This window comes from Streptomyces sp. NBC_01210, assembly GCF_036010325.1.
Taxonomy (GTDB): Bacteria; Actinomycetota; Actinomycetes; order Streptomycetales; family Streptomycetaceae; genus Streptomyces.
Map to the genome: position 1 here is coordinate 1,590,728 of NZ_CP108549.1, position 24,490 is coordinate 1,615,217.

A 24,490-nucleotide genomic window follows, 5' to 3' on the forward strand; every position below is an offset into this window, starting at 1 on the left:
GGACGGCCTGAAGATTGTTGCCTCGCGGCGGAGCACGTCGACGGAGGGGCGCAGAGGAGGGACGCCGCTCAACATCGTCGGCTCTACGCCGCGAGGCATGCGCCGGTGAGAGGAGGGGCCGGCGCAGCTGTCGAGTGCGTCGGCGCCGCGCCATTCGTCGGCGTCCGTAAATCGCTCTCTTTACTCTTATGGGGCGGGGGTGACGCGGAATCGCGAAGATGCGGCTTTTGCGTCCCATCCTTTTACGAAACCATTACGTTCATCTCAGAATGAGAGACAATCCAGGAATCCGCAGCTCGCGCGCCCGCCCGAACGTGCTCCGACGGGCGCCCCCTCAGCGTAGGCTCACGCAGCGTAACCTTTTGGCGAGATCACAGACCCGAGTCGCATAAACGCCCTCCTGAGCGCCTAGAAGCAGCCCCGTGACCCTGGAGGTCCGATCGCGCCTCCAGGCGCCCACAGGTCCGCCCAGTGGCTTTCTCGGGCTCTCTACGTCGACACACCTCCACATCCTCCACGCTGCGCCCTCTCGACGTCGACGGGCAGACTTCCAGGGCGGAGGTGTCAAAGTGTCAAACTTAGACCCCTTTTTCACTAAGTGGTTAACGCGTTAAGGGGTTTCCAGAAATAGGGTCTAGTTTGACGGTCCAGGCATATCCGCAGGTCAGCGCGATGCAAACTTGACGAGGTCGGACGGAATCCGACGCGCTTCCGAAGCGGACTAATGAGACTAATGGTCTGCAATGGGCTGGAATCGCAGCTTCCACCTATGATGCGGCCCCTCACGGAGGCACGTCAGCGAGCGCAGCGGAGGACGTCGACGGGGACGCGAGAGACGCCGAAGGGCCGACACCCCAGCGGGGGCGACGGCCCTTTCGTTACAGCGAGTGAGTTACGCGGCAGCGAGGATCCGGCTCGTCGACGTCGCGTGCGCCGTCACCGCGCAGCCGGAGCACATCGGCACCCAACCCCCGTCGACCGCGAGAGGCTCCGTCGGCTCATCCTCGAAGCACCATGCGCACCCTGCCGACTCTCCGCGGCAGTCGGCGCAGAACACCTCTCCGCACTCGCTGCGAACCGTGGCGATCGTCTGCACCTGCGCGCAGGCATCGCACGCGGCCGTCAGGTGGACGCTCTGCAGTGCAACGACGGGAACGCCGTAGGCGTGCGCCTCCGCCTCCAGGACGACCGCGTACGGGTCCATGGGGGCGGGCTGCTCGTCCTCCAGCGACGGCCCGTAGACGACAACTGCAGCGAACTGCCGGACGTCGATGCGGTCATGCGTGGCGACGACGGTCGGCCGGCAGAGCTGATCCGTGACGTCGAAGGCGAAGGCGTGGAGGTCCGAACGCTCCGCGTCGCTCTGGCAGGCGCCGACGATGAGGACGGGGCCCGCGTTCGTCGTCGGCCTCTCCGCGCACCCGACGTGAGCGAACACCTGGCAGCCGTCGACCGTGCCGACGGGGACCATCGCGCCGTCCTCCCCTTCGCAGACGACGCAGGCAATGCCGTCAAGCTGCGCAGGAGTGAGGGTGCCGACGTCAAGGACGCAGGAAGGTGCAGTCTCGCGGATCACGGCGTACAGCTGCTCAGGGTCGATGAAGTACAGCGAGCCGTCCGCCATGGCGAGCGTCTGGGAGTGCGGGAACCGCGGGTCGATGTCGGCCTTCGAGACGACGGGGACACCCGGGAGACGCTTCAGGATGTCGGTGGGGGCGATGTCGGAACCGGGGATGGTGATGGTTGCGTACACTGGAGTCTCCTCATGTAGGACACAACCCCGCTCTTCCGCCAAGTCGACGCGGGGTTGTGCTGTTCCCGGGAAGGTTCCCCGGGGTGTGTCCACACCTTACGCACACTCCGAGGGTGTGTCCACACCTCTGCTACGGTCGTCTCATGCCCAACCAACCGAAGACGCCTGCCAGCCGCTTCCGCATCGACGCCGAACTATGGAGCGCGTTCGGTGAAGCCGTCCCCGACGACACCGACCGCTCCGACGTCCTCCGCCGCTTCGTGGCCTACTACTGCCGCAGGCCAGGCAGCGAACTGCCGCAGCGTCCGCCGGCTGGCCCGTGGTCGACGCCTCCCGAGGGCTGAGCAACACACAGAGGGCCCACCGTGCATCGGTGGGCCCTCTGTGCGTCCGACGTCAGCGGGTCACAACTCCGCTTGATAACGCGCGTCTTCGAGCGCATCCGCCACAGGCTCTGCAGGACCAAACTCCGCACGCTCTGCGACGGTCGATGTCCGCGACTCAGCCGGCTTCACCCATACGTGGAGGCCGTACTCCAGGAGGAGCTTCCCGCGCTCCGTGTCGCTGGCTGCAGCCCAGACGTCAGCGAGCGTCCGCCCGGTCTTCCGCTCCTCCCAGTGCGGCTCTTCCTGCGGGATATCCTGAAGCGCCTTCCGACGGGCAATGAGGCGCGCCATGCGATCGCGGTATTCCGCCTCGTCTTCCGCGCCCTGGTAAAGGCCTGCGTCACGGTCGTCACGGAGCCCGCGGATAGCGCGGTTCACCTGCGCCAGGTCCCGTGTCGCGTCGCTGCCCGGGTGCCATACGCGGTCCACCTCCGGCAGGATGCCGTAAGCCTTCGGAAACTCGTCCCGCGCCCATTCGACGAGTTTCGCCATGTTGACGTACACGCCAGGCTTGTGACGACCGATTTCCGACACTCCCCCGCACGTGAATGCCCGTACGCCGTCAGGTGAGATCCGCTGCTTCAAATTCCCGCCGCATTCGTGGCACCTGGCAGCGCCGGAAAGCCAGTGCGACGCGGCAGGAGCCTTTCGGGGCGCTTGCTTCTGACCGTCCAACTGGCTGTGCAGTGCGTCGAATTCGTCGCGGCTGAATACTGGCGCCCACGCAACTACGGGAAGCCCGTCGTCGTCGACCTCCACTCCCCCGCCGGCAATGGGACGGTGCCCCAGCATCGTCGGGGATTCGAGAATGAACCGGAGCGCCCTCGTGCGCCACTGCGACGTCTGCGCCCGGTCACCTTTCGACGTGGCTCCACGCTGACGGCTGGTGGGCTCTCCGCGCTCGTTCAGCCGCCGTGCGCATTCGGCCAGGTTCTCGCCTTCCAGGATCCACAGGAGGACTTCCCGCATGACGCCTACGGCGTGCGCGTCACGGACGAGGATGCGGCCCTTCCCGCTGGGGTGCGGAGCCGGCGTCAGACCGTACGGCGCGCGTCCGCCGTGGAATCGCTTGTCCTCCTTCGCCTTTCGCATGGAGTCCTGAACGCGCGCTTTGATCATTTCGCGCTCCAGCTCCGCGAAGATGGCGATCATCTGCGCCATGGCGCGTCCCTGCGGGCCCGTCATGTCGATCGGCTCTGTGGCGGACACGAGCGCTACGCCGCCCTTGTCGAGCTCTCTCACAATGTCCGCGAAGCCGACGAAGGAGCGGGCGATACGGTCGATCTTCCAGACCATGACGACGTCGACGCCTGCCAGGTTCTCCAGAAGACGCTTCATTGCCGGACGTTCCAAGGGAGGCTTAGCTCCGGAGACTCCCTCGTCGACGTAGGCATCCCCCACGACGCGGCCCCGGCGCTGGACCACTTCCGCGCGGCATGTCTCGTCCTGACGCTGAATGGATGTGCTGGCGTCCGTCATCCGCGACAGCCGCTCGTAGAGCGCGTACCGGTCCACGTCTCCCCCTCCTGAAGCCCTATGTCCTTTAGCATCGTACGTGAGGTCGTACGGCGGCTTCAGGTCATTGAGGAAACGCACGTGCTGATCATCCCAGTCGATCGGAGTTGGCCCCCGGTCATTTCAGCCGGGGAAATCGCACGTACTTCATTGTCCCATGCCCATGCGTATGTGTGGCCTGGGAGAAAAGTCCAGCTCACGGCCGTGCGGTCGAGCGGATCCTCCAAACGCGTCCGCCGTGGGTGTCCGGGCGCGGTGCCGAACGCCTCCGCCGCGGCCGAACGGCGTGCGCCAAGGCCGTGGGAGGCGTGCATGGGCACAGGCGGATCGGACAATGAGCCCAGGACTGTGCTCTGCACGGCATGGGTGCCCCGGTCGGCCGCGTCACTCTCGTTTGTGGCGTGCCGCTGTCTGCCCAACGCCCTCTCGCAGCCCGGTGGTTGTGCACTGGACCGGTCGGAGACACCGTTCAACCCGGTGCACGAAGCCCGGCCGTGACTCGGGCTGCCGGCCCCGACGGCGGGGCCGGCAGTCGTCCTGCGAACCGTCCCGTCAGTCGTCCGGGTCAGCCCGGTCGAGTGCCGGCCGCGGTCCCGGCGGGGCCAGCAGCAGCTGGTCGGCTGCCGCCGTGTCCGTCACCAGGCTGGTGACCAGGCCGGAGCGCAGCACGGCACCGATCGCCTCCGCCTTGCGCTGGCCGCCCGCGATCGCCACCACCTCGGGGATACGGCGCAGCCGGTCGGCCTCGACCGTGATGCACCGCTCGCCCAGGTCGCGGCCGACCCGACGGCCCTCCGCGTCGAAGAGGTGGGCGGACATCTCGGCTGCGACACCGAGCGAGGCGTAGTGCGCGCGCTCCTCGTCGGTGAGCATGTCGTGCACGGTCGAGATACCCGGCTCCCAGGAGCCGATGGAGACCGCAGCGACGGTGACCTTGTCGAAGTACTCGAAGGCGCGGGCGATCCCGGTCTGGTTGCGCAGCGCCGCGGCGGTCGCCGGGTCGGGCAGCAGCATCGGGGCATAGATGGGGTGGGCCTCGCCGCCGGAGACCTGCGCGGCACGCCGCACCGCCTCGACGGAGCCGCGCTCGGCAGTCCCGGCGTCGTACACGCCGGTGAGCTGGACGACCGTGCACGGCGGCAGCCGGTCGAGCGCGGCCGCCATATGGATGGTGGACCGGCCCCAGGCCAGACCGAGCACATCGCCCTCGTTCACCAGCTCGCCGAGCAGGTCGGCGGCCACCTCGCCCAGGTTCTCCGGGTCGGGCGACTCGTCCTCGCCCTCCGCCGGGGACTCCACCACGACCGCGTGCCGCAGGCCGTAGCGGGCGCGGAGCGCGTCGGAGCGCTCTGCGTCCAGCTCGGCGGGTACGCGGATCTCGATCCGTACGAGATCACGCTCGAGCGCCGTCTCCAGAACCCGCGCGACCTTGAAGCGGCTGACGCCGAACTCCTCCGCGATCTGGATCTTGGATTTGCCCTCGAGATAGAAGCGGCGGGCCATGGCCGCCGCCTGCACCAGCTCAGCGGGTCCCATCCGCATGGCTGACCGGCCCGTCGACACCGCGTTCTCCTCACTGCTGTACACACTCCGGATCCGTCATCCTGTCAGATCCGCCGGTCCTTGATCGGCCCTGATGGGCCGAGTTCACTTGCTTGTGGCTCAGTGGTTGCAAGCCCAGGGCGCCGAGGCGATGGTCTGCTGCGCCTTGCCGCGCAGTGCCCGCACCGCCTGCGCCGGGTCCTGCGCCCCGTACACCGCAGAACCGGCGACGAAAACGTCCGCGCCCGCCTCGGCACAGCGCTCGATCGTCGCGTCCGAAACCCCGCCGTCGACCTGCAGCCACAGCTCGAGGCCGTGCTTGGAGATCAGCTCCCGGGTGCGGCGGATCTTGGGCAGCATGATGTCCAGGAAGGCCTGGCCGCCGAAGCCGGGCTCCACGGTCATGATCAGCAGCATGTCGAGCTCGGGGAGCAGGTCCTCGTACGGCTCGATGGGGGTGGCGGGCTTGAGCGCCATCGACGCGCGGGCACCCTTGGCCCGGATCTCGCGCGCCAGCCGCACCGGGGCGGCGGCTGCCTCGACATGGAAGGTGACGGATCCGGCCCCCGCTTCGACGTACTGCGGGGCCCACCGATCGGGGTCCTCGATCATCAGATGGCAGTCCAGCGGTGTGTCCGTCGCGCGGCTGAGGGATTCCACGATGGGCACGCCCAGGGTGAGGTTGGGCACGAAGTGGTTGTCCATGACATCGACATGGAGCCAGTCGGCGCCCTCGACGGCTCTGGCTTCCTCCGCCAGGCGGGAGAAGTCGGCGGAGAGGATGCTGGGACTGATCTGAACGGCCATGGGCCAAGCCTGCCACGTTCCGGGACGCTTCCCCTCCCCAGTAGGGCTCCCGGTATGGACCAGAGGCTCCCCGGATCAGCACAGTCCACGCAATCCCGGCGATTCGGCCCGGCACCAGGGGTAATTGGGGGCGTCATGGCGGACGCGTTCGCGTCCGTGGGGCAGCGAATTGAAGTACACCTCAGGCCGTGCGGCGCAGCAGCGCGAGATACATCGCGTCCGTGCCGTGCAGATGGGGCCACAGCTGTATGTCGGGTCCCTCGCCCAGCGCGGGAACGCCCGGGATCAGAGGCCGCGCGTCGAGCAGTTCGGCTTCCACGGCCGGGCCCCCTCGGCCCCTGAGCACGTCGTCCACGACCACCCGGGTCTCCGCGAGATGCGGCGAGCAGGTCGCGTATCCGACTACTCCCCCGACCCGTACGGCACTCAACGCCTCGCGCAGCAGCGCACGTTGGAGCGGCGCGAAGCCCTCGAGGTCCTCGGGGCGCCTGCGCCAGCGGGCTTCGGGCCTGCGCCGCAGCGCGCCGAGTCCGGTGCACGGCACGTCCATCAGTACGCGGTCGAACGAGCCGGGCAGCCACGGCGGCCGGGTGCCGTCGGCCGTGATGACCTGGTACGGGCCGGGGTTCCCGGCCAGCGCCCGCTCCACCAGCCGGGCCCGGTGCGGCTGCTTCTCGGAAGCCAGCAGCGACGCACCCCGCTGCGCGGCGAGCGCGGCCAGCAGCGCCGCCTTGCCGCCGGGTCCCGCGCAGCCGTCGAGCCAGCGCTCGTCGGGACCGTCCAGCGGCGCGTTGGCCAGGGCGATCGCGACAAGCTGGCTGCCCTCGTCCTGGACTCCGGCCCGCCCCTCCCGTACGGCGTCGATGGCGCCGGGCTCGCCGCCCTCGGCCAGCCGCACGGCGTACGGCGACCAGCGTCCCGGCAGCCCCGACTCCTCCCCCAGCACCTCGAGCAGCTCATCGGCCGTGGAACGTCCTGGCCGGGCGACGAGCGTCACCTCGGGCCGCTCGTTGTCGGCCTCCAGCAGGTCCTCGATCCCGGCGCGCCCGCCGCCGAGTGAGTCCCACAGCGCGGAGACGATCCACCGCGGATGCGAGTGCACCACGGCCAGATAGTCCTCGGCGTCCTTGTCGTACGGCGGCGCGACCCGCTCCAGCCAGGCGTCGAGGTCGTCCTGGGCGATCTTCCGCAGTACGGCGTTGACGAACCTCGCCCGCCCGTCGCCGAGCACCACCCGGGCCAGCTCCACGCTCGCCGAGACCGCGGCATGCGAGGGGATCCGCGTCCCGAGCAGCTGGTGCGCACCGAGCGCGAGCACATCGAGCACCGGCGGATCGACCTCGCGCAGCGGCCGGTCGATGCAGGTCGCGATGATCGCGTCGTACGTACCCTGGCGGCGCAGCGTCCCGTACACGAGCTCGGTGGCGAGCGCCGCGTCCCGCCCGTCGAAATCGTCCTTCTCCCTGGCCTTCTTGAGCAGGGGCGGCAGGACGAGGTTCGCGTACGCGTCCCGCTCGTCGACGGCCCGCAGTGCCTCGAAGGCGAGGATCCGCACGGGATCCTTCTTGGGGCGGCGGTACGGCTTCGGGGGACGGCGATGTGCCTGCTCGTTCAAAGGTGCTCCGCGATTGAAAGGGTCGAACCCCCTCAGCCTACGTCCGCGGCTCCCACCCGCTCGCCCGGGGCGATCCGCACTCCGCGCGCCCAGTCGGCTGCCCGCATCGGCTTCTTGCCCTGCGGCTGGACCCAGAGCAGCTCGAGGGCGTGCGATCCGGTGCCGACGTACACATTGTTCTTGCCGGCCGAGAGCTGCCCGGGCGCGAGGTCCGTGCGGTCGGGCAGCAGCGCCGCCTGGATCAGCTTGAGCCGCTCGCCGCGGAAGACCGTCCAGGCACCGGGAGCGGGCGTGCAGCCGCGTACGAGGCGGTCGAGGCGCAGCGCCGGAGCTGTCCAGTCCAGGTGGGCGTCCTCGACGTTGATCTTCGGCGCGAGCGAGATGCCCTCGGCCGGCTGCGGCACGGCCTGCAGGTTGCCGTCCTCGATGCCGTCCATGGTCGCGACAAGCAGCCCGGCGCCGGCGAAAGCGAGCCGGGTGAGCAGATCGCCGCTGGTGTCGGTGGACCGCACCTGCTCGGTGATCACCCCGTAGACCGGGCCCGAGTCCAGCCCTTCCTCGATCAGGAAGGTCGAGGCGCCGGTCACCTCGTCACCGGCGATGATGGCGTGCTGGACAGGTGCGGCGCCACGCCAGGCGGGCAGCAGCGAGAAGTGCAGATTGACCCAGCCGCGGGCCGGCACGTCCAGCGCCACCTTCGGCAGCAGCGCACCGTAGGCGACGACCGGGCAGCAGTCGGGCGCGATCTCGCGCAGCCGCGCCAGGAATTCCTCGTCCCGCGGCTTGACCGGCTTGAGCACCTCGATCCCGGCCTCCTCGGCCCGCTGGGCGACCGGGCTGGCGACCAGATGGCGGCCGCGCCCGGCGGGAGCGTCCGGCCTGGTGACGACGGCGGCCACTTCATGCCGGTCGGAGGCGATCAGTGCGTCCAGGGCGGGTACGGCGACCTCGGGGGTGCCTGCGAAGACGAGCTTCATCGGTGGCTGACTGCCTCTCAGGCTGGTACGTGCAGGTAACTGGCGTGCATGCGTGCGGTGACGAGCAGCGCACCAGTCTATGCGCGGGGCAGCAGGGGGCGTACGGAGGACTGTGCGCCCCGCGCACATACGCATACGCCCCCGCAGCGTGACCACATCGCCGGGTTGAGCGTTGGTCAAGAGAGATTGACCGAAAGCGGGCCGCCACGATGCTGCCCGACCCCTTTTCAACGCCGGTTCGAGAGGCTTGTCCATGGCCGACCACGCAACCCACGACGCCCAAGCCCGGGCAAGCCTGCATCTGTTGGTGCGGGACATCGAGCGGGTCCGCCGGCAGGTGGATGCTCTGCGCACGCTCACCGCCCAGCTGGGCAATGTCTACCGCCCGCGCCGCTCAGGCCCTTCCACGGGCTTTGTCGTCTACGGCAGGGCCCCGGCTCCGACCGTCCGTCTCGCGCAGGAGCTGCGGGACAGCGTCGAGACCCTGGTGACCGCCGCGGTGGACTTCGACCGTTCGCTGGGCTTCTCGTGGGACGCGGTGGGCTCGGCACTCGGGGTCACCAAGCAGGCGGTGCACCGCCGTTACGGCGCGCGGCGGGCCGCGCAGCAGGCGGGTCCGGCCGATCTGGACCACGGCGCGGAGACGGCCACCACCCGTGCCCTGGCGGTCGGCCCGGGACTGCCTGCCGTGCCCGCCGCCCGTGCGATGCCGCCGCAGCCGACGGTCAGCAGCCATTCCCTCCGCGAGGAGGCCCGCCCGAGCGCCTTCCCCGGCCCGCGCAACGGCTGACCTTCCGCCGGCTGCCCCTGCCCCCTTCGGGCGGGGGCAGCCGCTTCTTGTACGGGGTCCTGCCTCCGTTGCCGGGTACTTCCCGCCGTCAGCCTCAGCCGATGTCCGGTGGGTCGATTCTGATCCGTACCGGCTCGCCGCCGCCGCGTGCCGTCCTGGCCGCCTGTGCGGTCTTCAGTGCGGCGGCGAGCGCCGAACCGCTGCCCGGCGGAACCCTCAGCAGCACCCGCTCCCACACCTCACCCAGCGGGGGATCGCCCGGCCTGCGGGGCCTGCCGGGGTCGGTGGCCGGCACGGGGACAGGGCCAAGCACCTCGGCGTCGACCGGGAGCTCGGCCGTCGCCACGAAGGCGGCGATCGCCTCCGCCCGGCCGGTCACCGCGGCCATCCGCGACACCGGCGGGAATCCCAGCTCGGCCCGCTCGCCGAGCTCGCGCTGCGCGTGTCCCACCGGGTCCCAGCGCACCAGCGCCTGCACGGGCCGCAGCGTCGGCTCGGCGACGATCACCACAGTGCCGCCCTCGCTCTGCCCGCGCACCAGCGAGGCGGCGTCCATCCAGCGCCGCAGCGCATCCTCGCCCGCCCGTAGATCGGGCCGTCCGAGCATCGCCCAGCCGTCGAGCAGCAGCGCCGCCGCGTATCCGCCGTCCGCGACGGGCTCCGCGCCGGGCGTGCTCACCACCAGCGCGGGGCGCCCCGGCACAGTGTCCAGCACATGGTCCCGGCCCGATGTACGTACCTGGACGGCGGGGAAGGCCCGGCCGAGCTCCTCCGCCGTGCGCCGTGCGCCGACGATCTGGGCGCGCAGCTTCGTACTCCCGCACGCGACGCAGTGCCAGTCCGGCGCACCGCGCCCGCACCATCCGCACTTCAGATCGTGCGCGTCCGGCGCTTCCAGGGGTCCCGAGCAGTGCCGGCACCGGGCGGGCGTCCGGCATCGCTCGCACGCCAGTCTCGGCACATAGCCCCGCCTCGGCACCTGCACCAGCACCGGCCCGTTCTTCAGCCCGTCCCGTACGGTCCGCCAAGCCAGACTGGGCAGCCGCGCCGCCCGCGCCGCCTCGTCCCGCGCCAGCTCGCCGTCCCCGACGGTACGCACCAGGGGCGCGGCGCTGCGCACCTGCTCCCGGTCGGCGATCAGCGGCAGGGCCCACCCGCTCGCCACCAGCTGGGCGGCCTCCACCGTGCAGCTCGTACTCCCCAGCAGAAAGCCGCACGAGTCGTGCGTGGCCCTCAGCTCGAGTACCTCGCGCACATGCGGGAACGGTGCGTTCTCATCGCTGTGGCTCGAGTCGCCGTCGTCCCAGATCGCGACGAGGCCGAGATCCTGGACGGGCGCGAACATCGCGGCCCGGGTGCCGACGACGGCCCGCACCGACCCCCGGCGCACGGCGAGCCACTGCCGGTACCGCTTCTCGGGCCCGGACTCGGCGGTCAGCACCGCATGTCGCCCCTCCCCCAGCAGCGCGGTCAGCGCGGTATCGACCCGCGCCGCGCGCCGCCCGTCGGGCACGACCACCAGCGCGCCCCGCCCGGAGGCCAGCGTTGCCGCGACGGCCCGCGCCAGCTCGTCCGGCCACTGCGGCCCGGGGAGCGCGGTCCACACGGCCCGCGGCGCGCCACCACTCGCGAGCGCCTCCAGAAACGCCGCCCCACGCCCGTACCGCCCCCAGCTCCCTGCCTCCGGCGCGGCCGGCGGCGGCAGCGGCTCCGGTGAGGGCTTCGACTCGGCCCGCCCGTTCCTGGGCGGGACGGCGAGCTGCAGCACATCCGCCAGGCTCCCGGCGTACCGGTCGGCGACCGCGCGCGCGAGGGCAAGCATCTCGGGGCTGAGCACCGGCTCGGGCGAGACCACGTAGGCGAGCGCCGCGAGCGCTCCCGCGTAGTCGGACTCCGCGCGCCGCTCGATGAGAAACCCGTCGATCAGCCCGCCGCCTTCACGCCGGCCATCCCGCACCCGGTGCGCCCCGGCCCCGAACCGCACCCGCACCCGCACTCCGGGCTGCGCGTCCGCGTCGAGCTCCTCGGGCACGGCGTAGTCGAAGTACTGGTCGAGATGGAGCACGCCCTTGTTGACCATGACCCGCGCCACGGGCAGCTCCTTGGCCAGCGCGGCCCCACGCCAGGTCCGCGGCTTGGCCTTGGGCACCTTGGCCTTGCGCACGGTCTCCCGGATGAGCGCAAGCTGCTCCGGCCCACCGGCGGCGGGCTCTTCGGGCTGCTTGTTGTCGCTGCTCACAGCCAAATTCCTACCAGACGCCACTGACACGGCCACCCGCCCGAACCCCGGTACGCGCGACGGCCCCGGACCTTTGCGGTCCGGGGCCGTCACACGGGCGTTGTGGCTTACGGAGCCTTACAGCCCCGCGGCCTTGCGCAGCGCGTCCACGCGGTCCGTGCGCTCCCACGTGAAGTCCGCGAGTTCGCGGCCGAAGTGGCCGTACGCCGCGGTCTGTGCGTAGATCGGGCGCAGCAGGTCCAGGTCGCGAATGATCGCGGCCGGGCGGAGGTCGAAGACCTCGGCGATGGCCTGCTCGATCTTGTCGACCTCGAGTGTGGCCGTGCCGAAGGTCTCGACGAAGAGTCCGACCGGCTCGGCCTTGCCGATGGCGTACGCGACCTGGACCTCGCAGCGTGCCGCGAGGCCGGCGGCCACCACGTTCTTGGCGACCCAGCGCATCGCGTACGCGGCCGAGCGGTCCACCTTCGACGGGTCCTTGCCCGAGAACGCGCCGCCGCCGTGCCGGGCCATGCCGCCGTACGTGTCGATGATGATCTTCCGGCCGGTCAGACCCGCGTCGCCCATCGGGCCACCGATCTCGAACCGGCCCGTCGGGTTGACCAGCAGCCGGTAGCCGTCGGTGTCCAGCTTGATGCCGTCCTCGACGAGCTGCTTCAGCACATGCTCGACGACGAACTCGCGGATGTCGGGGGCGAGCAGCGAGTCCAGGTCGATGTCGGACGCGTGCTGCGAGGAGACGACCACGGTGTCCAGACGCGCGGCCTTGTCACCGTCGTACTCGATGGTGACCTGGGTCTTGCCGTCGGGGCGCAGGTAGGGGATGGTCCCGTTCTTGCGTACCTCGGAGAGGCGGCGGGAGAGCCGGTGCGCCAGGTGGATCGGCAGCGGCATCAACGCGGGCGTCTCGTCGCAGGCGTAGCCGAACATCAGGCCCTGGTCGCCGGCGCCCTGCTTGTCGAGCTCGTCCTCGTCGCCCTCGACGCGCTTCTCGTACGCGGTGTCGACGCCCTGCGCGATGTCCGGCGACTGCGCGCCGATGGAGACCGAGACGCCGCAGGACGCGCCGTCGAAGCCCTTCTTCGAGGAGTCGTAACCGATCTCAAGGATCTTGTTCCGCACGAGCGTGGGGATGTCGGCGTACGCCTTGGTGGTCACCTCGCCGGCCACATGCACCAGGCCGGTGGTGATCAAGGTCTCCACGGCAACGCGGGAGGTCGGGTCCTCCTGCAGAAGGGCGTCGAGAATGGTGTCGCTGATCTGGTCAGCGATCTTGTCGGGGTGACCCTCGGTCACGGACTCCGAGGTGAAGAGACGGCGGGACACATCGCTCCCTGGGGTTGCAGCGGCTGCTGGCTGATCATTTTTGGACCGGCCGGGGGCTGCGCCCCGCGACGTTCCACGAGCAGTTTATCGGTCGCCCTCCCCCGCCGGACCACCCGTCTCGCTCCGTGGGAGCTCTGTGACCTGTGACGCGACTGAAAACTGTAGGCCGATCGGCCCCAATCCACGAGCGTTTCGCCGGTTTTCGTGGGGTTTCATACATCCACTGGGCGAATCCAAGAATTCACCCGAGTCGCGGGACAACAAGGTCCCACACGGTGTCCGCGAGAGATTCCTTGGGTCCGTGAGGCACCGGCGTCTCGCCGCCGTCCGCGGCGAGCACCACGGCTTCGTTCTCCTCGGAGCCGAAGGTCTTGCGCTCCCCCACCTCATTGACCACGAGCAGGTCGCAGCCCTTGCGGCGCAGCTTGTCACGGCCGTTGGCGAGAACGTCGTCGGTCTCCGCGGCGAAACCGACGATGACCTGGGCGGGGCGGGCCCGTTCGCTGGAGATCTCCGCGAGTATGTCCGGGTTGCGGACCAGTGCGACGGGCGCGGGCTCCTGGCCGTCCTTCTTCTTGATCTTGCCTTCGGCGTACGCGACGGGGCGGAAGTCCGCGACGGCCGCGGCCATCACCACGGCATCGGCGGCCGCCGCCGCCTTGAGCACGGCCTCGCGCAGCTGGACCGCCGTGCCGACGTGGACCACGTCGACGCCCGCAGGGTCCGGTATCCCGGTGTTCGCCTCGATGAGCGTGACCCTGGCGCCGCGGGCCGCCGCGGTGCGCGCCAGCGCGTACCCCTGCTTGCCGGAGGAGCGGTTCCCCAGGTAGCGGACCGGGTCGAGCGGCTCGCGCGTGCCGCCCGCGCTGACGACGACATGGCGGCCGGCGAGATCCGGCGCGGCGACACCACGGGCGAGCACCCGGCGGCAGACCTCGAAGATCTCGCCCGGATCCGGAAGCCGGCCCTTGCCGGTGTCCACACCGGTGAGCCGCCCCACGGCCGGCTCGATCACAACGGCTCCACGGCGGCGCAGCGTCGCCACATTCTCCTGGGTGGCCTGGTGCTCCCACATCTCGGTGTGCATCGCGGGCGCGAAGACCACCGGACAGCGGGCGGTCAGGAGCGTATTGGTGAGCAGGTCGTCGGCGAGGCCGTGGGCCGCCTTGGCGAGCATGTCGGCGGTGGCGGGCGCGACGACGACCAGATCGGCGTCCTGTCCGATCCGTACGTGCGGCACCTCGTGGACGTCGGACCAGACCTCGGTCGAGACGGGGTGGCCGGAAAGCGCCGACCAGGTCGCCGCGCCGACGAAGTGCAGTGCCGACGCGGTCGGCACCACCCGTACGTCGTGACCCGACTCGGTCAGCCTCCGCAGCAGCTCGCACGCCTTGTACGCGGCGATGCCTCCGCTGACCCCCAGAACGACCTTCGGCTTGTCCAGTGTCACTGCTGCGTCTCCCCGCATTCGGATGCGTACATCCCCATGACACACCACAGGCCCGGCGGACGCTCCGCCGGGCCTGTGGTGAAGGAACAGAATGTGCCTACTGAGCCGGGCCCTCAATGGCCTCCGAGGTCAGCAGACCCGCGTTGATCTCACGCAGGGCGATCGAGAGCGGCTTCTCGTGGACGTGGGTGTCCACCAGCGGACCGACGTACTCGAGCAGACCCTCACCGAGCTGCGAGTAGTACGCGTTGATCTGGCGCGCGCGCTTGGCCGCGTAGATCACGAGGCTGTACTTCGAGTCAGTGGCCTCGAGCAGCTCGTCGATCGGCGGGTTGATGATGCCCTCGGGCGCAGTGATGGAAGAGGACACGCTAAGCCTTCCGAAGAACGTGCAAAATGTTCGGACAAAGATCAAACAACTGGGGGTCCGGGGGCCCGCGGTGTCAGCCGCTGATGTTTCAGTCCCCAGGAGACAGCTGCATCAAGGCTAGCAGCTCACGGGCCACGTCCTCGACGGAGGTGTTGACCAGGGGGATATCGAACTCCGACTCGGCGGCCAGCTCGACCTTCGCGGCCGCCAGCCGGCGCTCGATGACCTCGGGAGACTCGGTGCCGCGGCCGGTGAGCCGACGGACCAGTTCCTCCCAGCTCGGCGGGGCCAGGAAGACCAGCTGCGAGTCCGGCATGGACTCCTTGACCTGCCGTGCGCCCTGGAGATCGATCTCCAGCAGCACGGGCTCGCCCGCCTCCAGGCGTTCGAGGACCGCACGGCGCGGTGTGCCGTAGCGATTGCCCGCGAACTCGGCCCATTCCAGCAGCTCGCCATTGGCGATCAGCTTGTCGAACTCTTCGTCGGTGACGAAGAAGTACTGAACGCCGTGGCGCTCGCCGGGGCGCGGCTTTCTTGTGGTGGCCGACACCGAGAGCCATACCTCGGGGTGGACCTTGCGCATATGGGCGACGACCGTGCTCTTACCGACCCCGGAGGGGCCGGAGAGCACGGTCAGCCGCGGACGTACCTCTGCTGCCATGCAGCGATTATCCAGGTTCCCGGGAGTGCCCGAGAACGTCAGGCGGCACCGCCGCCGAACTCGCGCTCAAGTGACGCGATCTGGTTGGAGCCGAGACCGCGCACACGGCGACTCTCGGAGATGCCGAGCCGCTCCATGATCTGCTTGGCGCGGACCTTGCCCACGCCCGGCAGGGACTCAAGAAGAGCGGAGACCTTCATCTTGCCGATGACGTCGTTCTCCTGGCCCTGCTTGATGACCTCGTGGAGCGAGGCGCCGGAGTGCTTGAGTCGATTCTTGACCTCGGCCCGCTCCCGGCGAGCCGCGGCGGCCTTTTCGAGCGCGGCTGCGCGCTGTTCAGGGGTAAGGGGCGGAAGAGCCACGCCTACGTCACCTCGGATGTCGAACTGTCGGATACGGACCGGTGCGGAAGCTGGTCGCCCCACACCAGGCGAGCAACGAGCAACGCAATGCACCTGCGCTGCACGTTTACTCTTCGACGGAGACTAGCGGCCAGGACCGCTCCAGTCAGCGAGAACAGACGAAAAGTCCTGGTCAGCATCGACCGACTGGGACATTTCTGGCGAAACGACCGACTTTTGGGCCGAGATTCTGTCATTGGGCCGGCCGCGGAGGATTCCGAAGCTGCCCAGGCAGGGCCTCTGCCCCACCTGGGACCACAGCTGTGGTCGCGCCTGCGCCCGCAGCGAACAGGACCCCCGCGCCCCTTGGCCCAGGCTCAGGGCCCGGCGACCGCCGACCGCACCTCGTCCGCGAAGCGCGTCGCCGACTCGCGCAGGGCCGCCATATCCGGGCCGTGCCGCAGCACGCCACGGCTCACGCTCGGGACCACATTGCCGACCGCCGCGCCGAAGACACCCGGAAGGTCCGCGGGCGTCGCGCCCTGAGCGCCGATGCCGGGGGCGAGCAGCGGGCCGTTGATGTCAAGGTTCACACCGGCGTCGCCCAGCGTCGCGCCGACCACCGCGCCGACCGAGCCGAGCGGCTCGGCGCCCGCGTTCTCGGCCGCCATGTGGTCGAGCATCAGCTGGGCCAGGGAGCGGCCGTCCGCGGTCGTGGAGCGCTGGACCTCCGCGCCCTCCGGATTGGAGGTGAGGGCCAGCACGAAGACGCCCGCACCCGACACAGCGGCCGCGTCCAGCGCCGGGCGCAGCGAGCCGAAGCCGAGATACGGGGAGACGGTCACCGCGTCCGAGAAGAGCGGCGAGTCCTTGTCGAGGTAGGTCGCCGCGTACGCGCCCATCGTCGAGCCGATGTCGCCGCGTTTGGCGTCCATCAGGACCAGCGCACCCGCCGCACGCGCCTCCTCCACCGCCTTCTCCAGTACGGCGATGCCCCGAGAGCCGAAGCGCTCGAAGAACGCCGACTGCGGCTTGAGCACGGCGACCCGGTCGGCCAGCGCCTCCACGACCGTGCGTGTGAAGCGCTCCAGGCCGGCGATGTCGTCGTTCAGGCCCCACGCGGTCAGCAGGGACGCGTGCGGGTCGATACCGACGCAGAGCGGTCCACGGGTGTCCATGGCGTGGCGCAGGCGTGCGCCGAAGGGCGCCGTGGTCCGGAGGGGGGTCATGCGGTGGCCTTTCGGGTCTCGGCGCCGACAGCATCGGCGAGCGTGTCGTACGGGCCGGCCGCGAGCCGCGCCGCCAGGCCCTTGTGGATGGCGCGGGCGTAGAAGGGGCCCTCGTAGATGAACGCGCTGTAGCCCTGGACCAGCGTGGCGCCCGCCAGGATCCGCTGCCAGGCGTCCTCGGCGTTCTCGATGCCCCCGACGCCCACGAGCGTGATCCGGTCGCCCACGCGCGCGTACAGCCGCCGCAGGACCTCAAGCGAGCGGTCCTTCACGGGCGCGCCGGACAGGCCGCCCGTCTCCTTGACCAGGTCCGGGTCGGACTTCAGGCCCAGGCCGTCCCGCGCGATCGTCGTGTTGGTGGCGATGATTCCGTCGAGGCCCAGCTCGAGGGCGAGGTCCGCGACCGCGTCGACGTCCTCGTCCGCGAGGTCCGGCGCGATCTTGACGAGGAGCGGGACGCGGCGGTCCTGCACACTCCGGTCGGCGGCCTCGCGTACGGCGGTGAGCAGCGGGCGCAGCGACTCGGTCGCCTGGAGGTTGCGCAGACCGGGCGTGTTCGGCGACGAGACGTTGACGACCAGGTAGTCGGCGTGGCGCGCGAGTCGCTCGGTGGAGGTGACGTAGTCGCCCACGGCCTCCACCTCCGGCACGACCTTGGTCTTGCCGATGTTAACGCCGACCGTGGTCGCGAAGACCGCCTTGCGGGCGCCCAGGCGCTCCGCCACGGCCGCCGAGCCCTCGTTGTTGAAGCCCATGCGGTTGATCAGCGCACGGTCCGGTACGAGCCGGAAGAGCCGCTTCCTGGGGTTGCCGGGCTGCGGCTGCGCGGTGACCGTGCCGATCTCGATGTGGTCGAAGCCGAGCATCGACATTCCGTCGATGGCGACGGCGTTCTTGTCGAAGCCTGCGGCGAGGCCGAAGGGACCGTGCATCCGCAGGCCGAGCGCCTCGGTGCGCAGCTCCTTGTACCGGGGCGCGAGAGCCGCGGCGACGAACGTACGCAGTACGGGGATGCGGACGGCGAGGCGGATCCAGCGGAAGGCCAGATAGTGGGCCTCCTCCGGGTCCATCCGCTGGAAGACCAGGTTGAAGAAGAACTTGTACATGAAGGCGTCCTCACGCTGTGTTTTCTGGGGGACACCCCCAGACCCCCGAGAGGGGACACCGTTTCCGGTGTCCCCTCCCCGATTGCTAGTCGCGGGCCGCGGTCAGGTGTTCCGCGTGTTCCTGGAGTGAACGGACGCCCACATCACCGCGGTTGAGCGCGTCGATGCCCTGGACGGCGGCGGCGAGTGCCTGGACCGTCGTCAGGCACGGCACGGAGCGCGCCACGGCCGCCGTACGGATCTCGTAGCCGTCGAGGCGACCGCCGGTGCCGTACGGGGTGTTGACGATGAGGTCGACATCGCCGTCGTGGATCAGCTGGACGATGGTCCGCTCGCCGTTGGGGCCCTCGCCCTCGCTCTGCTTGCGCACGATGGTGGCGTTGATGCCGTTGCGCTTGAGCACCTCGGCCGTGCCGGATGTGGCGAGCAGCTCGAAGCCGTGGGCGACCAGCTCACGCGCCGGGAAGATCATCGAGCGCTTGTCGCGGTTGGCGACGGAGATGAAGGCGCGGCCCTTGGTGGGCAGCGGGCCGTAGGCGCCGGCCTGCGACTTGGCATACGCGGTGCCGAAGACCGAGTCGATGCCCATGACCTCGCCGGTGGAGCGCATCTCCGGGCCGAGGACGGTGTCGACGCCGCGGCCGTGGATGTCGCGGAAGCGCGACCACGGCATCACGGCCTCCTTGACGGAGATCGGCGCGTCCATGGGGAGCGTGCCGCCGTCGCCGTTCGCGGGCAGCAGGCCCTCCGCGCGCAGTTCGGCGACGGTCGCGCCGAGCGAGATACGGGCGGCGGCCTTCGCCAGCGGCACTGCGGTCGCCTTCGAGGTGAAGGGGACGGTGCGCGAGGCACGCGGGTTGGCCTCGAGGACGTACAGGATGTCGCCGGCCAACGCGAACTGGATGTTGATCAGTCCGCGGACGCCGACGCCCTTGGCGATGGCCTCGGTCGAGGCCCGCAGCCGCTTGATGTCGAAGCCGCCGAGCGTGATCGGGGGCAGCGCGCACGCCGAGTCGCCGGAGTGGATCCCGGCCTCCTCGATGTGCTCCATCACGCCGCCGAGGTAGAGCTCGGTGCCGTCGTAGAGCGCGTCGACGTCGATCTCGATCGCGTCGTCGAGGAAGCGGTCGACCAGCACGGGACGGGTGGGGCTGATCTCGGTGGACTCGGCGATGTACGACTCGAGGCGGGCCTCGTCGTACACGATCTCCATGCCGCGCCCGCCGAGCACGTACGACGGGCGTACGAGGACGGGGTAGCCGATCTCGTCGGCGATGGCCTTGGCCCCGGCGAAGGTGGTCGCGGTGCCGTGCTTGGGGGCCGGGAGACCGGCCTCGGCGAGCACCTGGCCGAAGGCGCCCCGGTCCTCGGCCGAGTGGATGGCCTCGGGCGAGGTGCCGACGATCGGCACGCCGTTGTCCTTGAGCGCCTGCGCGAGACCCAGCGGGGTCTGGCCGCCGAGCTGGACGATGACGCCGGCGATGGGCCCGGCCAGCGACTCGGCGTGGACGATCTCCAGGACGTCCTCCAGCGTGAGCGGCTCGAAGTAGAGCCGGTCGGAGGTGTCGTAGTCGGTGGAGACGGTCTCGGGGTTGCAGTTGACCATCACGGTCTCGTAGCCGGCGTCGCTCAGCGCGAAGGAGGCATGGACACAGGAGTAGTCGAACTCGATGCCCTGGCCGATACGGTTCGGTCCCGAGCCGAGGATGATCACAGCGGGCTTCTCGCGCGGCGCGACCTCGCTCTCCTCGTCGTACGAGGAGTAGAAGTACGGCGTTTTGGCGGCGAATTCGGCGGCGCAGGTGTCGACCGTCTTGTAGACCGGGCGGATGCCGAGCGCGTGCCGGACCTCGCGGACGACGTCCTCGCGCAGCCCGCGGATCTCGGCGATCTGGGCGTCGGAGAAACCGTGGCGCTTGGCGTCGGCGAGCAGCTCGGGGTCGAGCTTCTCTGCGGCGGTGAGCTCGTCCGCGTACTCCTTGATCAGGAAGAGCTGGTCGACGAACCACGGGTCGATCTTCGTCGCCTCGAAGACCTCCTCGGGCGTGGCGCCCGCGCGGATGGCCTGCATGACGGTGTTGATCCGGCCGTCGGTGGGGACCTTGGCGGTGAGCAGCAGCTGCGCCTTGTCGCCCGGCTCACCGGTGAAGGAGAACTGCGAGCCCTTCTTCTCCAGCGAGCGCAACGCCTTGTTGAGCGCCTCGGTGAAGTTCCGGCCGATCGCCATGGCCTCGCCCACCGACTTCATGGTGGTGGTGAGGGTGGCGTCGGCGGACGGAAACTTCTCGAAGGCGAAGCGCGGCACCTTGACGACGACGTAGTCGAGCGTGGGCTCGAAGGACGCCGGGGTCTTCTCGGTGATGTCGTTGGGGATCTCGTCGAGCGTGTAGCCGACGGCGAGACGGGCGGCGATCTTGGCGATCGGGAAGCCGGTGGCCTTGGAGGCGAGCGCCGAGGAGCGGGAGACACGCGGGTTCATCTCGATGACGATGATCCGGCCGTCGTCGGGGTTGACGGCGAACTGGATGTTGCAGCCGCCGGTGTCGACGCCGACCTCGCGGATGATCGCGATACCGACGTCGCGCAGCCGCTGGTACTCGCGGTCGGTCAGCGTCATCGCCGGAGCGACGGTGATCGAGTCGCCGGTGTGCACGCCCATCGGGTCGAAGTTCTCGATGGAGCAGACGACCACGACATTGTCGTGCTTGTCGCGCATCAGCTCCAGCTCGTACTCCTTCCAGCCGAGGATGGACTCCTCCAGGAGCACCTCGGTGGTCGGCGAGAGCGTGAGGCCCTGACCGGCGATACGGCGCAGCTCGTCCTCGTTGTGCGCGAAGCCGGAGCCGGCGCCGCCCATCGTGAACGAGGGGCGGACGACGACGGGGTAGCCGCCGAGCGTCCCGACGCCCTTCAGCACATCGTCCATGGAGTGGCAGATGACCGAGCGGGCGGACTCGCCGTGGCCGATCTTGGCGTTGACGGCCTCGACGACGCCCTTGAACAGCTCGCGGTCCTCGCCCTTGTTGATCGCCTCGACATTGGCGCCGATGAGCTCGACGCCGTACTTCTCCAGCACACCCTGCTCATGCATGGAGATCGCGGTGTTGAGCGCGGTCTGGCCACCGAGGGTGGGCAGCAGCGCGTCGGGGCGCTCCTTGGCGATGATCTTCTCGACGAACTCCGGGGTGATCGGCTCGACGTAGGTGGCGTCGGCGATCTCCGGGTCGGTCATGATCGTCGCCGGGTTGGAGTTCACCAGGATGACCCGCAGGCCCTCGGACTTGAGGACGCGGCAGGCCTGGGTGCCGGAGTAGTCGAACTCGGCGGCCTGACCGATGACGATCGGGCCGGAGCCGATGACCAGGACGGACTGGATATCGGAGCGCTTAGGCACGCTGGCCCTCCATCAGGGATACGAAGCGGTCGAAGAGGTACGCGGCGTCGTGCGGGCCCGCGGCCGCCTCGGGGTGGTACTGGACGCTGAAGGCCGGCTGGTCGAGCAGTTGCAGGCCTTCGACCACGTTGTCGTTGAGGCAGACGTGGGAGACCTCGGCGCGGCCGTAGGGGGTGTCGGAGATCTTGTCGAGGGGCGCGTCGACGGCGAATCCGTGGTTGTGCGCGGTGACCTCGACCTTGCCCGTGGAGCGGTCCTGGACGGGCTGGTTGATGCCCCGGTGGCCGTACTTCAGCTTGTACGTGCCGAAGCCGAGCGAGCGGCCGAGCAGCTGGTTGCCGAAGCAGATACCGAAGAGCGGCGTCTTGCGCTCGAGGACGCCCTTGACGACGGTCAGATCGGCGGTGGCGGGGTCGCCGGGGCCGTTGGAGAGGAACACGCCGTCGGGGTTGACCGCGTACACGTCCTCGACCGTGGCGGTGGCGGGCAGGACGTGCACCTCGATGCCGCGCTCGGCCATGCGGTGCGGGGTCATGCCCTTGATGCCGAGGTCTATGGCGGCGACGGTGAACTTCTTGGTGCCGATCGCCGGGACGACGTACGTCCGCTCCGTCGCGACCTCGGCGGAAAGGTTCGCGCCCTTCATCTGGGGGGCTTCCTGCACCCGGGCCAGCAGTGTGGCCTCGTCGGCGAGAGAGTCACCCGAGAAGATGCCGACGCGCATTGCGCCGCGCTCGCGCAGATGGCGGGTGAGCGCGCGGGTGTCGATGCCGCTGATACCGACCACGCCCTGGGCGACGAGCTGGTCGTCCAGGGAGCGCTGGGAGCGCCAGTTGGAGGGCACGCGCGCGGGGTCGCGTACGACATAGCCCGCGACCCAGATCCGCTGCGACTCGTCGTCCTCGTCGTTGACGCCGGTGTTGCCGACGTGCGGAGCGGTCATCACGACGACCTGGCGGTGGTACGACGGGTCGGTGAGGGTCTCCTGGTAGCCGGTCATGCCGGTGTTGAACACCGCCTCGCCGAAGGTCTCCCCCACGGCCCCGTAGGCGCGGCCGCGGAACGTGCGGCCGTCCTCCAGGACGAGTACGGCGGGAGACACCCCTGGCCTCTTCGAGGCGTGCCCCGGATTGGAGGTCGTCATCGTGCGGTGCCTTCCGTCGTGTTGATCATGCTGTTGATGGATTCGACCCAGGCGGCGTGCTCGGCCGCGTGGTCGGCGCGGAACCCGGAGTCGATCAGCTTGTCGCCGTGCGCCCAGGTGACGACGAGGAGTCCGCCCTCGGCGAGGACCTTGCCGGCGATGCCCTTGTCGAGCCTGGCCTCGCGCAGCTGCGCTGCCGGGATGAAGAAGTCGGTCGCACCGGGGCGTACGACCTCCAGGCCCGCGTCGGTGAGCGTGAGCTCCACGCGGCTGCGGCTGCCCAGGCCGTGGGCCACGATCCGGTCGAGCCACTGTCCGGCGGTCGTGGAGCCGTGGTAGCGGCCGGTCAGCTCAAGCTTCGCCTCGCCGGGCGCGTCGGGCGCGGCGAGCAGCTCGGGGAGGTCGGACTGGAGGCTGCCGCGCCATTTCCATCCCTGGCGCATCAGCCAGTAGACGAAGGCGATGAAGAGCAGCAGTCCGACGACCCAGCCGATGCGGGCCGCCCAGTCGGTGACCTCCGCCGACTTCTGCTCGGCGGCGATGTCGATCAGAGTTGTCACGCCAGCTTCCCGTCCACGACCGTTGCCCGGCCCCGCAGGAAGGTGTGGGTGACGCGTCCCGGCAGCTCACGCCCCTCGTAGGGGGTGTTGCGGCTGCGGGATGCGAAGCCCGCGGGGTCCACCACTCCACGGTATGCCGGATCGACGAGCGTGAGGTTCGCGGGCTCACCTGCCGAGACGGGCCTTCCATGGCCCTCCAGCCGGCCGATCTGCGCGGGCCGGAAGGACATCCGGTCCGCGACGCCGGCCCAGTCGATGAGGCCGGGGTCGACCATCGTCTGCTGGACGACGGAGAGCGCGGTCTCCAGGCCCACCATGCCCATGGCGGCCGCGGCCCACTCGCAGTCCTTGTCCTCGTGCGGGTGCGGGGCGTGGTCGGTGGCGACGCAGTCGATGGTGCCGTCGGCGAGAGCCTCGCGCAGCGCCAGCACATCGGTCTCGGTGCGCAGTGGCGGGTTCACCTTGTAGACAGGGTTGTACGAGCGTACGAGCTCGTCCGTGAGCAGCAGGTGGTGCGGGGTCACCTCGGCGGTGACGTTCCAGCCCTTGGACTTGGCCCAGCGGACGATCTCGACGGAGCCGGCCGTGGAGAGGTGGCAGATGTGCACCCGGGAGCCGACGTGGGCGGCGAGGAGGACATCGCGGGCGATGATCGACTCCTCGGCAACGGCCGGCCAGCCGCCGAGGCCGAGCTCGGCGGAGACGATGCCCTCGTTCATCTGGGCGCCCTCGGTGAGACGGGGCTCCTGGGCGTGCTGGGCCACGACGCCGTCGAAGGCCTTCACGTACTCCAGCGCGCGGCGCATGATCACCGCGTCGTCGACGCATTTTCCGTCGTCGGAGAAGACCTTCACGCCGGCGGCGGAGTCGTGCATCGCGCCGAGTTCGGCGAGCTTCTTGCCCTCGAGGCCGACGGTGACGGCGCCGATGGGCTGCACGTCGCAGTAGCCGGACTCCTTGCCGAGGCGGTAGACCTGCTCGACGACGCCGGCGGTATCGGCGACCGGGAAGGTGTTGGCCATGGCGTGCACGGCGGTGAATCCGCCGACAGCGGCCGCCTTGGTGCCGGTGAGGACGGTCTCGGAGTCCTCACGGCCCGGCTCACGCAGATGGGTGTGCAGGTCGACGAGGCCCGGCAGCAGGATCTGCCCCTCGGCCTCGACCACGGTCGCGTCGTCCGCGCTCAGCCCGGTGCCGACCTGTGCGATGGTCTCGCCGTCGAACAGGACGTCCTGCGCCTCGCCGCCCAGCACCTTCGCGCCACGGATAAGAATCTTGCTCATGG

Annotated in this window: 20 protein-coding genes; 2 read left to right on the forward strand and 18 right to left on the reverse strand. The window is 69.9% G+C overall.

The genetic code is table 11. From position 1 onward, the window contains the following. Nucleotides 1–892: 892 nt before the first annotated feature. Nucleotides 893–1,753 (reverse strand): hypothetical protein, encoded by an 861-nt coding sequence (locus tag OG735_RS07050; RefSeq protein ID WP_327322267.1) that lies wholly within the window; start codon nucleotides 1,751–1,753, stop codon nucleotides 893–895. A gap of 143 nt (nucleotides 1,754–1,896) precedes the next feature. Between OG735_RS07050 and OG735_RS07055 the strand changes: the two genes are divergently transcribed. Next, a complete protein-coding gene (locus tag OG735_RS07055; protein WP_327322268.1) occupies nucleotides 1,897–2,097 on the forward strand; it encodes a hypothetical protein in 201 nt (66 codons plus the stop codon). Nucleotides 2,098–2,157: 60 nt separating this feature from the next. On the opposite strand, the gene OG735_RS07060 is transcribed toward OG735_RS07055, so the two are convergent. From OG735_RS07060 to fmt, 5 genes are all read right to left on the reverse strand, one after another. Next, nucleotides 2,158–3,654, reverse strand: coding sequence for a recombinase family protein (locus OG735_RS07060; protein WP_327322269.1), 1,497 nt, complete (start codon nucleotides 3,652–3,654; stop codon nucleotides 2,158–2,160). Between the two features lie 552 nt (nucleotides 3,655–4,206). Next, the gene (locus tag OG735_RS07065; protein ID WP_327328229.1) at nucleotides 4,207–5,190 is read right to left on the reverse strand and encodes a sugar-binding transcriptional regulator; all 984 of its coding nucleotides are present in this window, start codon (nucleotides 5,188–5,190) and stop codon (nucleotides 4,207–4,209) included. Nucleotides 5,191–5,316: 126 nt separating this feature from the next. Continuing rightward, nucleotides 5,317–6,003, reverse strand: a complete 687-nt coding sequence (gene rpe, locus OG735_RS07070) for a ribulose-phosphate 3-epimerase (protein WP_327322270.1) — start codon at nucleotides 6,001–6,003, stop codon at nucleotides 5,317–5,319. 181 nt (nucleotides 6,004–6,184) lie between these two features. Then, the gene (locus tag OG735_RS07075; RefSeq protein WP_327322271.1) at nucleotides 6,185–7,618 is read right to left on the reverse strand and encodes an RsmB/NOP family class I SAM-dependent RNA methyltransferase; all 1,434 of its coding nucleotides are present in this window, start codon (nucleotides 7,616–7,618) and stop codon (nucleotides 6,185–6,187) included. A 32-nt stretch (nucleotides 7,619–7,650) separates the two neighbouring features. Next, nucleotides 7,651–8,595: a methionyl-tRNA formyltransferase gene (gene fmt / locus OG735_RS07080; RefSeq protein ID WP_327322272.1), complete on the reverse strand. Its 945-nt coding sequence runs from the start codon at nucleotides 8,593–8,595 to the stop codon at nucleotides 7,651–7,653. 253 nt (nucleotides 8,596–8,848) lie between these two features. Between fmt and OG735_RS07085 the strand changes: the two genes are divergently transcribed. Continuing rightward, nucleotides 8,849–9,385, forward strand: coding sequence for a hypothetical protein (locus tag OG735_RS07085; RefSeq protein ID WP_327322273.1), 537 nt, complete (start codon nucleotides 8,849–8,851; stop codon nucleotides 9,383–9,385). Between the two features lie 94 nt (nucleotides 9,386–9,479). Here the strand turns inward: OG735_RS07085 and OG735_RS07090 are convergent, their stop codons facing one another. From OG735_RS07090 to OG735_RS07145, 12 genes are all read right to left on the reverse strand, one after another. Then, a complete protein-coding gene (locus tag OG735_RS07090; protein ID WP_327322274.1) occupies nucleotides 9,480–11,624 on the reverse strand; it encodes a primosomal protein N' in 2,145 nt (714 codons plus the stop codon). Between the two features lie 117 nt (nucleotides 11,625–11,741). Then, nucleotides 11,742–12,950, reverse strand: a complete 1,209-nt coding sequence (metK, locus tag OG735_RS07095; protein WP_327322275.1) for a methionine adenosyltransferase — start codon at nucleotides 12,948–12,950, stop codon at nucleotides 11,742–11,744. 241 nt (nucleotides 12,951–13,191) lie between these two features. Continuing rightward, the gene (gene coaBC, locus OG735_RS07100) at nucleotides 13,192–14,394 is read right to left on the reverse strand and encodes a bifunctional phosphopantothenoylcysteine decarboxylase/phosphopantothenate--cysteine ligase CoaBC (protein ID WP_327328230.1); all 1,203 of its coding nucleotides are present in this window, start codon (nucleotides 14,392–14,394) and stop codon (nucleotides 13,192–13,194) included. A 103-nt stretch (nucleotides 14,395–14,497) separates the two neighbouring features. Then, nucleotides 14,498–14,770, reverse strand: a complete 273-nt coding sequence (rpoZ, locus tag OG735_RS07105; RefSeq protein WP_005319902.1) for a DNA-directed RNA polymerase subunit omega — start codon at nucleotides 14,768–14,770, stop codon at nucleotides 14,498–14,500. Nucleotides 14,771–14,858: 88 nt separating this feature from the next. Beyond that, nucleotides 14,859–15,431: a guanylate kinase gene (gmk, locus tag OG735_RS07110; protein WP_327322276.1), complete on the reverse strand. Its 573-nt coding sequence runs from the start codon at nucleotides 15,429–15,431 to the stop codon at nucleotides 14,859–14,861. 38 nt (nucleotides 15,432–15,469) lie between these two features. Beyond that, nucleotides 15,470–15,793, reverse strand: coding sequence for an integration host factor (locus OG735_RS07115; RefSeq protein ID WP_005319887.1), 324 nt, complete (start codon nucleotides 15,791–15,793; stop codon nucleotides 15,470–15,472). A 356-nt stretch (nucleotides 15,794–16,149) separates the two neighbouring features. Further along, complete coding sequence (gene pyrF / locus OG735_RS07120) at nucleotides 16,150–17,001, reverse strand: orotidine-5'-phosphate decarboxylase (protein WP_327322277.1); 852 nt, start codon at nucleotides 16,999–17,001, stop codon at nucleotides 16,150–16,152. After that, nucleotides 16,998–18,107 carry a quinone-dependent dihydroorotate dehydrogenase gene (locus OG735_RS07125; RefSeq protein WP_327322278.1) on the reverse strand — a complete coding sequence of 370 codons (1,110 nt, stop codon included), beginning with the start codon at nucleotides 18,105–18,107 and terminating at the stop codon, nucleotides 16,998–17,000. The genes pyrF and OG735_RS07125 overlap by 4 nt, the downstream gene beginning before the upstream one ends. An 85-nt stretch (nucleotides 18,108–18,192) precedes the next feature. Next, nucleotides 18,193–21,501, reverse strand: a complete 3,309-nt coding sequence (gene carB, locus OG735_RS07130; RefSeq protein WP_327322279.1) for a carbamoyl-phosphate synthase large subunit — start codon at nucleotides 21,499–21,501, stop codon at nucleotides 18,193–18,195. After that, nucleotides 21,494–22,645, reverse strand: coding sequence for a glutamine-hydrolyzing carbamoyl-phosphate synthase small subunit (gene carA, locus OG735_RS07135; protein ID WP_327322280.1), 1,152 nt, complete (start codon nucleotides 22,643–22,645; stop codon nucleotides 21,494–21,496). The genes carB and carA overlap by 8 nt, the downstream gene beginning before the upstream one ends. After that, nucleotides 22,642–23,205, reverse strand: coding sequence for a PH-like domain-containing protein (locus OG735_RS07140; protein WP_327322281.1), 564 nt, complete (start codon nucleotides 23,203–23,205; stop codon nucleotides 22,642–22,644). Before OG735_RS07140 ends, carA begins: the two co-directional genes overlap by 4 nt. Next, a complete protein-coding gene (locus OG735_RS07145) occupies nucleotides 23,202–24,488 on the reverse strand; it encodes a dihydroorotase (protein WP_327322282.1) in 1,287 nt (428 codons plus the stop codon). Before OG735_RS07145 ends, OG735_RS07140 begins: the two co-directional genes overlap by 4 nt. Nucleotides 24,489–24,490 lie beyond the last annotated feature (2 nt).

What these genes read in the sequence shown, in the direction of transcription:
- OG735_RS07055 (WP_327322268.1), top strand. Translation starts at nt 1,897, where the DNA reads ATGCCCAACCAACCGAAGACGCCTGCCAGCCGCTTCCGCATCGACGCC.
- OG735_RS07065 (WP_327328229.1), bottom strand. Translation starts at nt 5,190, where the DNA reads ATGGGACCCGCTGAGCTGGTGCAGGCGGCGGCCATGGCCCGCCGCTTC.
- rpe (WP_327322270.1), bottom strand. Translation starts at nt 6,003, where the DNA reads ATGGCCGTTCAGATCAGTCCCAGCATCCTCTCCGCCGACTTCTCCCGC.
- fmt (WP_327322272.1), bottom strand. Translation starts at nt 8,595, where the DNA reads ATGAAGCTCGTCTTCGCAGGCACCCCCGAGGTCGCCGTACCCGCCCTG.
- OG735_RS07085 (WP_327322273.1), top strand. Translation starts at nt 8,849, where the DNA reads ATGGCCGACCACGCAACCCACGACGCCCAAGCCCGGGCAAGCCTGCAT.
- gmk (WP_327322276.1), bottom strand. Translation starts at nt 15,431, where the DNA reads ATGGCAGCAGAGGTACGTCCGCGGCTGACCGTGCTCTCCGGCCCCTCC.
- pyrF (WP_327322277.1), bottom strand. Translation starts at nt 17,001, where the DNA reads ATGACCCCCCTCCGGACCACGGCGCCCTTCGGCGCACGCCTGCGCCAC.
- OG735_RS07125 (WP_327322278.1), bottom strand. Translation starts at nt 18,107, where the DNA reads ATGTACAAGTTCTTCTTCAACCTGGTCTTCCAGCGGATGGACCCGGAG.
- carA (WP_327322280.1), bottom strand. Translation starts at nt 22,645, where the DNA reads ATGACGACCTCCAATCCGGGGCACGCCTCGAAGAGGCCAGGGGTGTCT.
- OG735_RS07145 (WP_327322282.1), bottom strand. Translation starts at nt 24,488, where the DNA reads ATGAGCAAGATTCTTATCCGTGGCGCGAAGGTGCTGGGCGGCGAGGCG.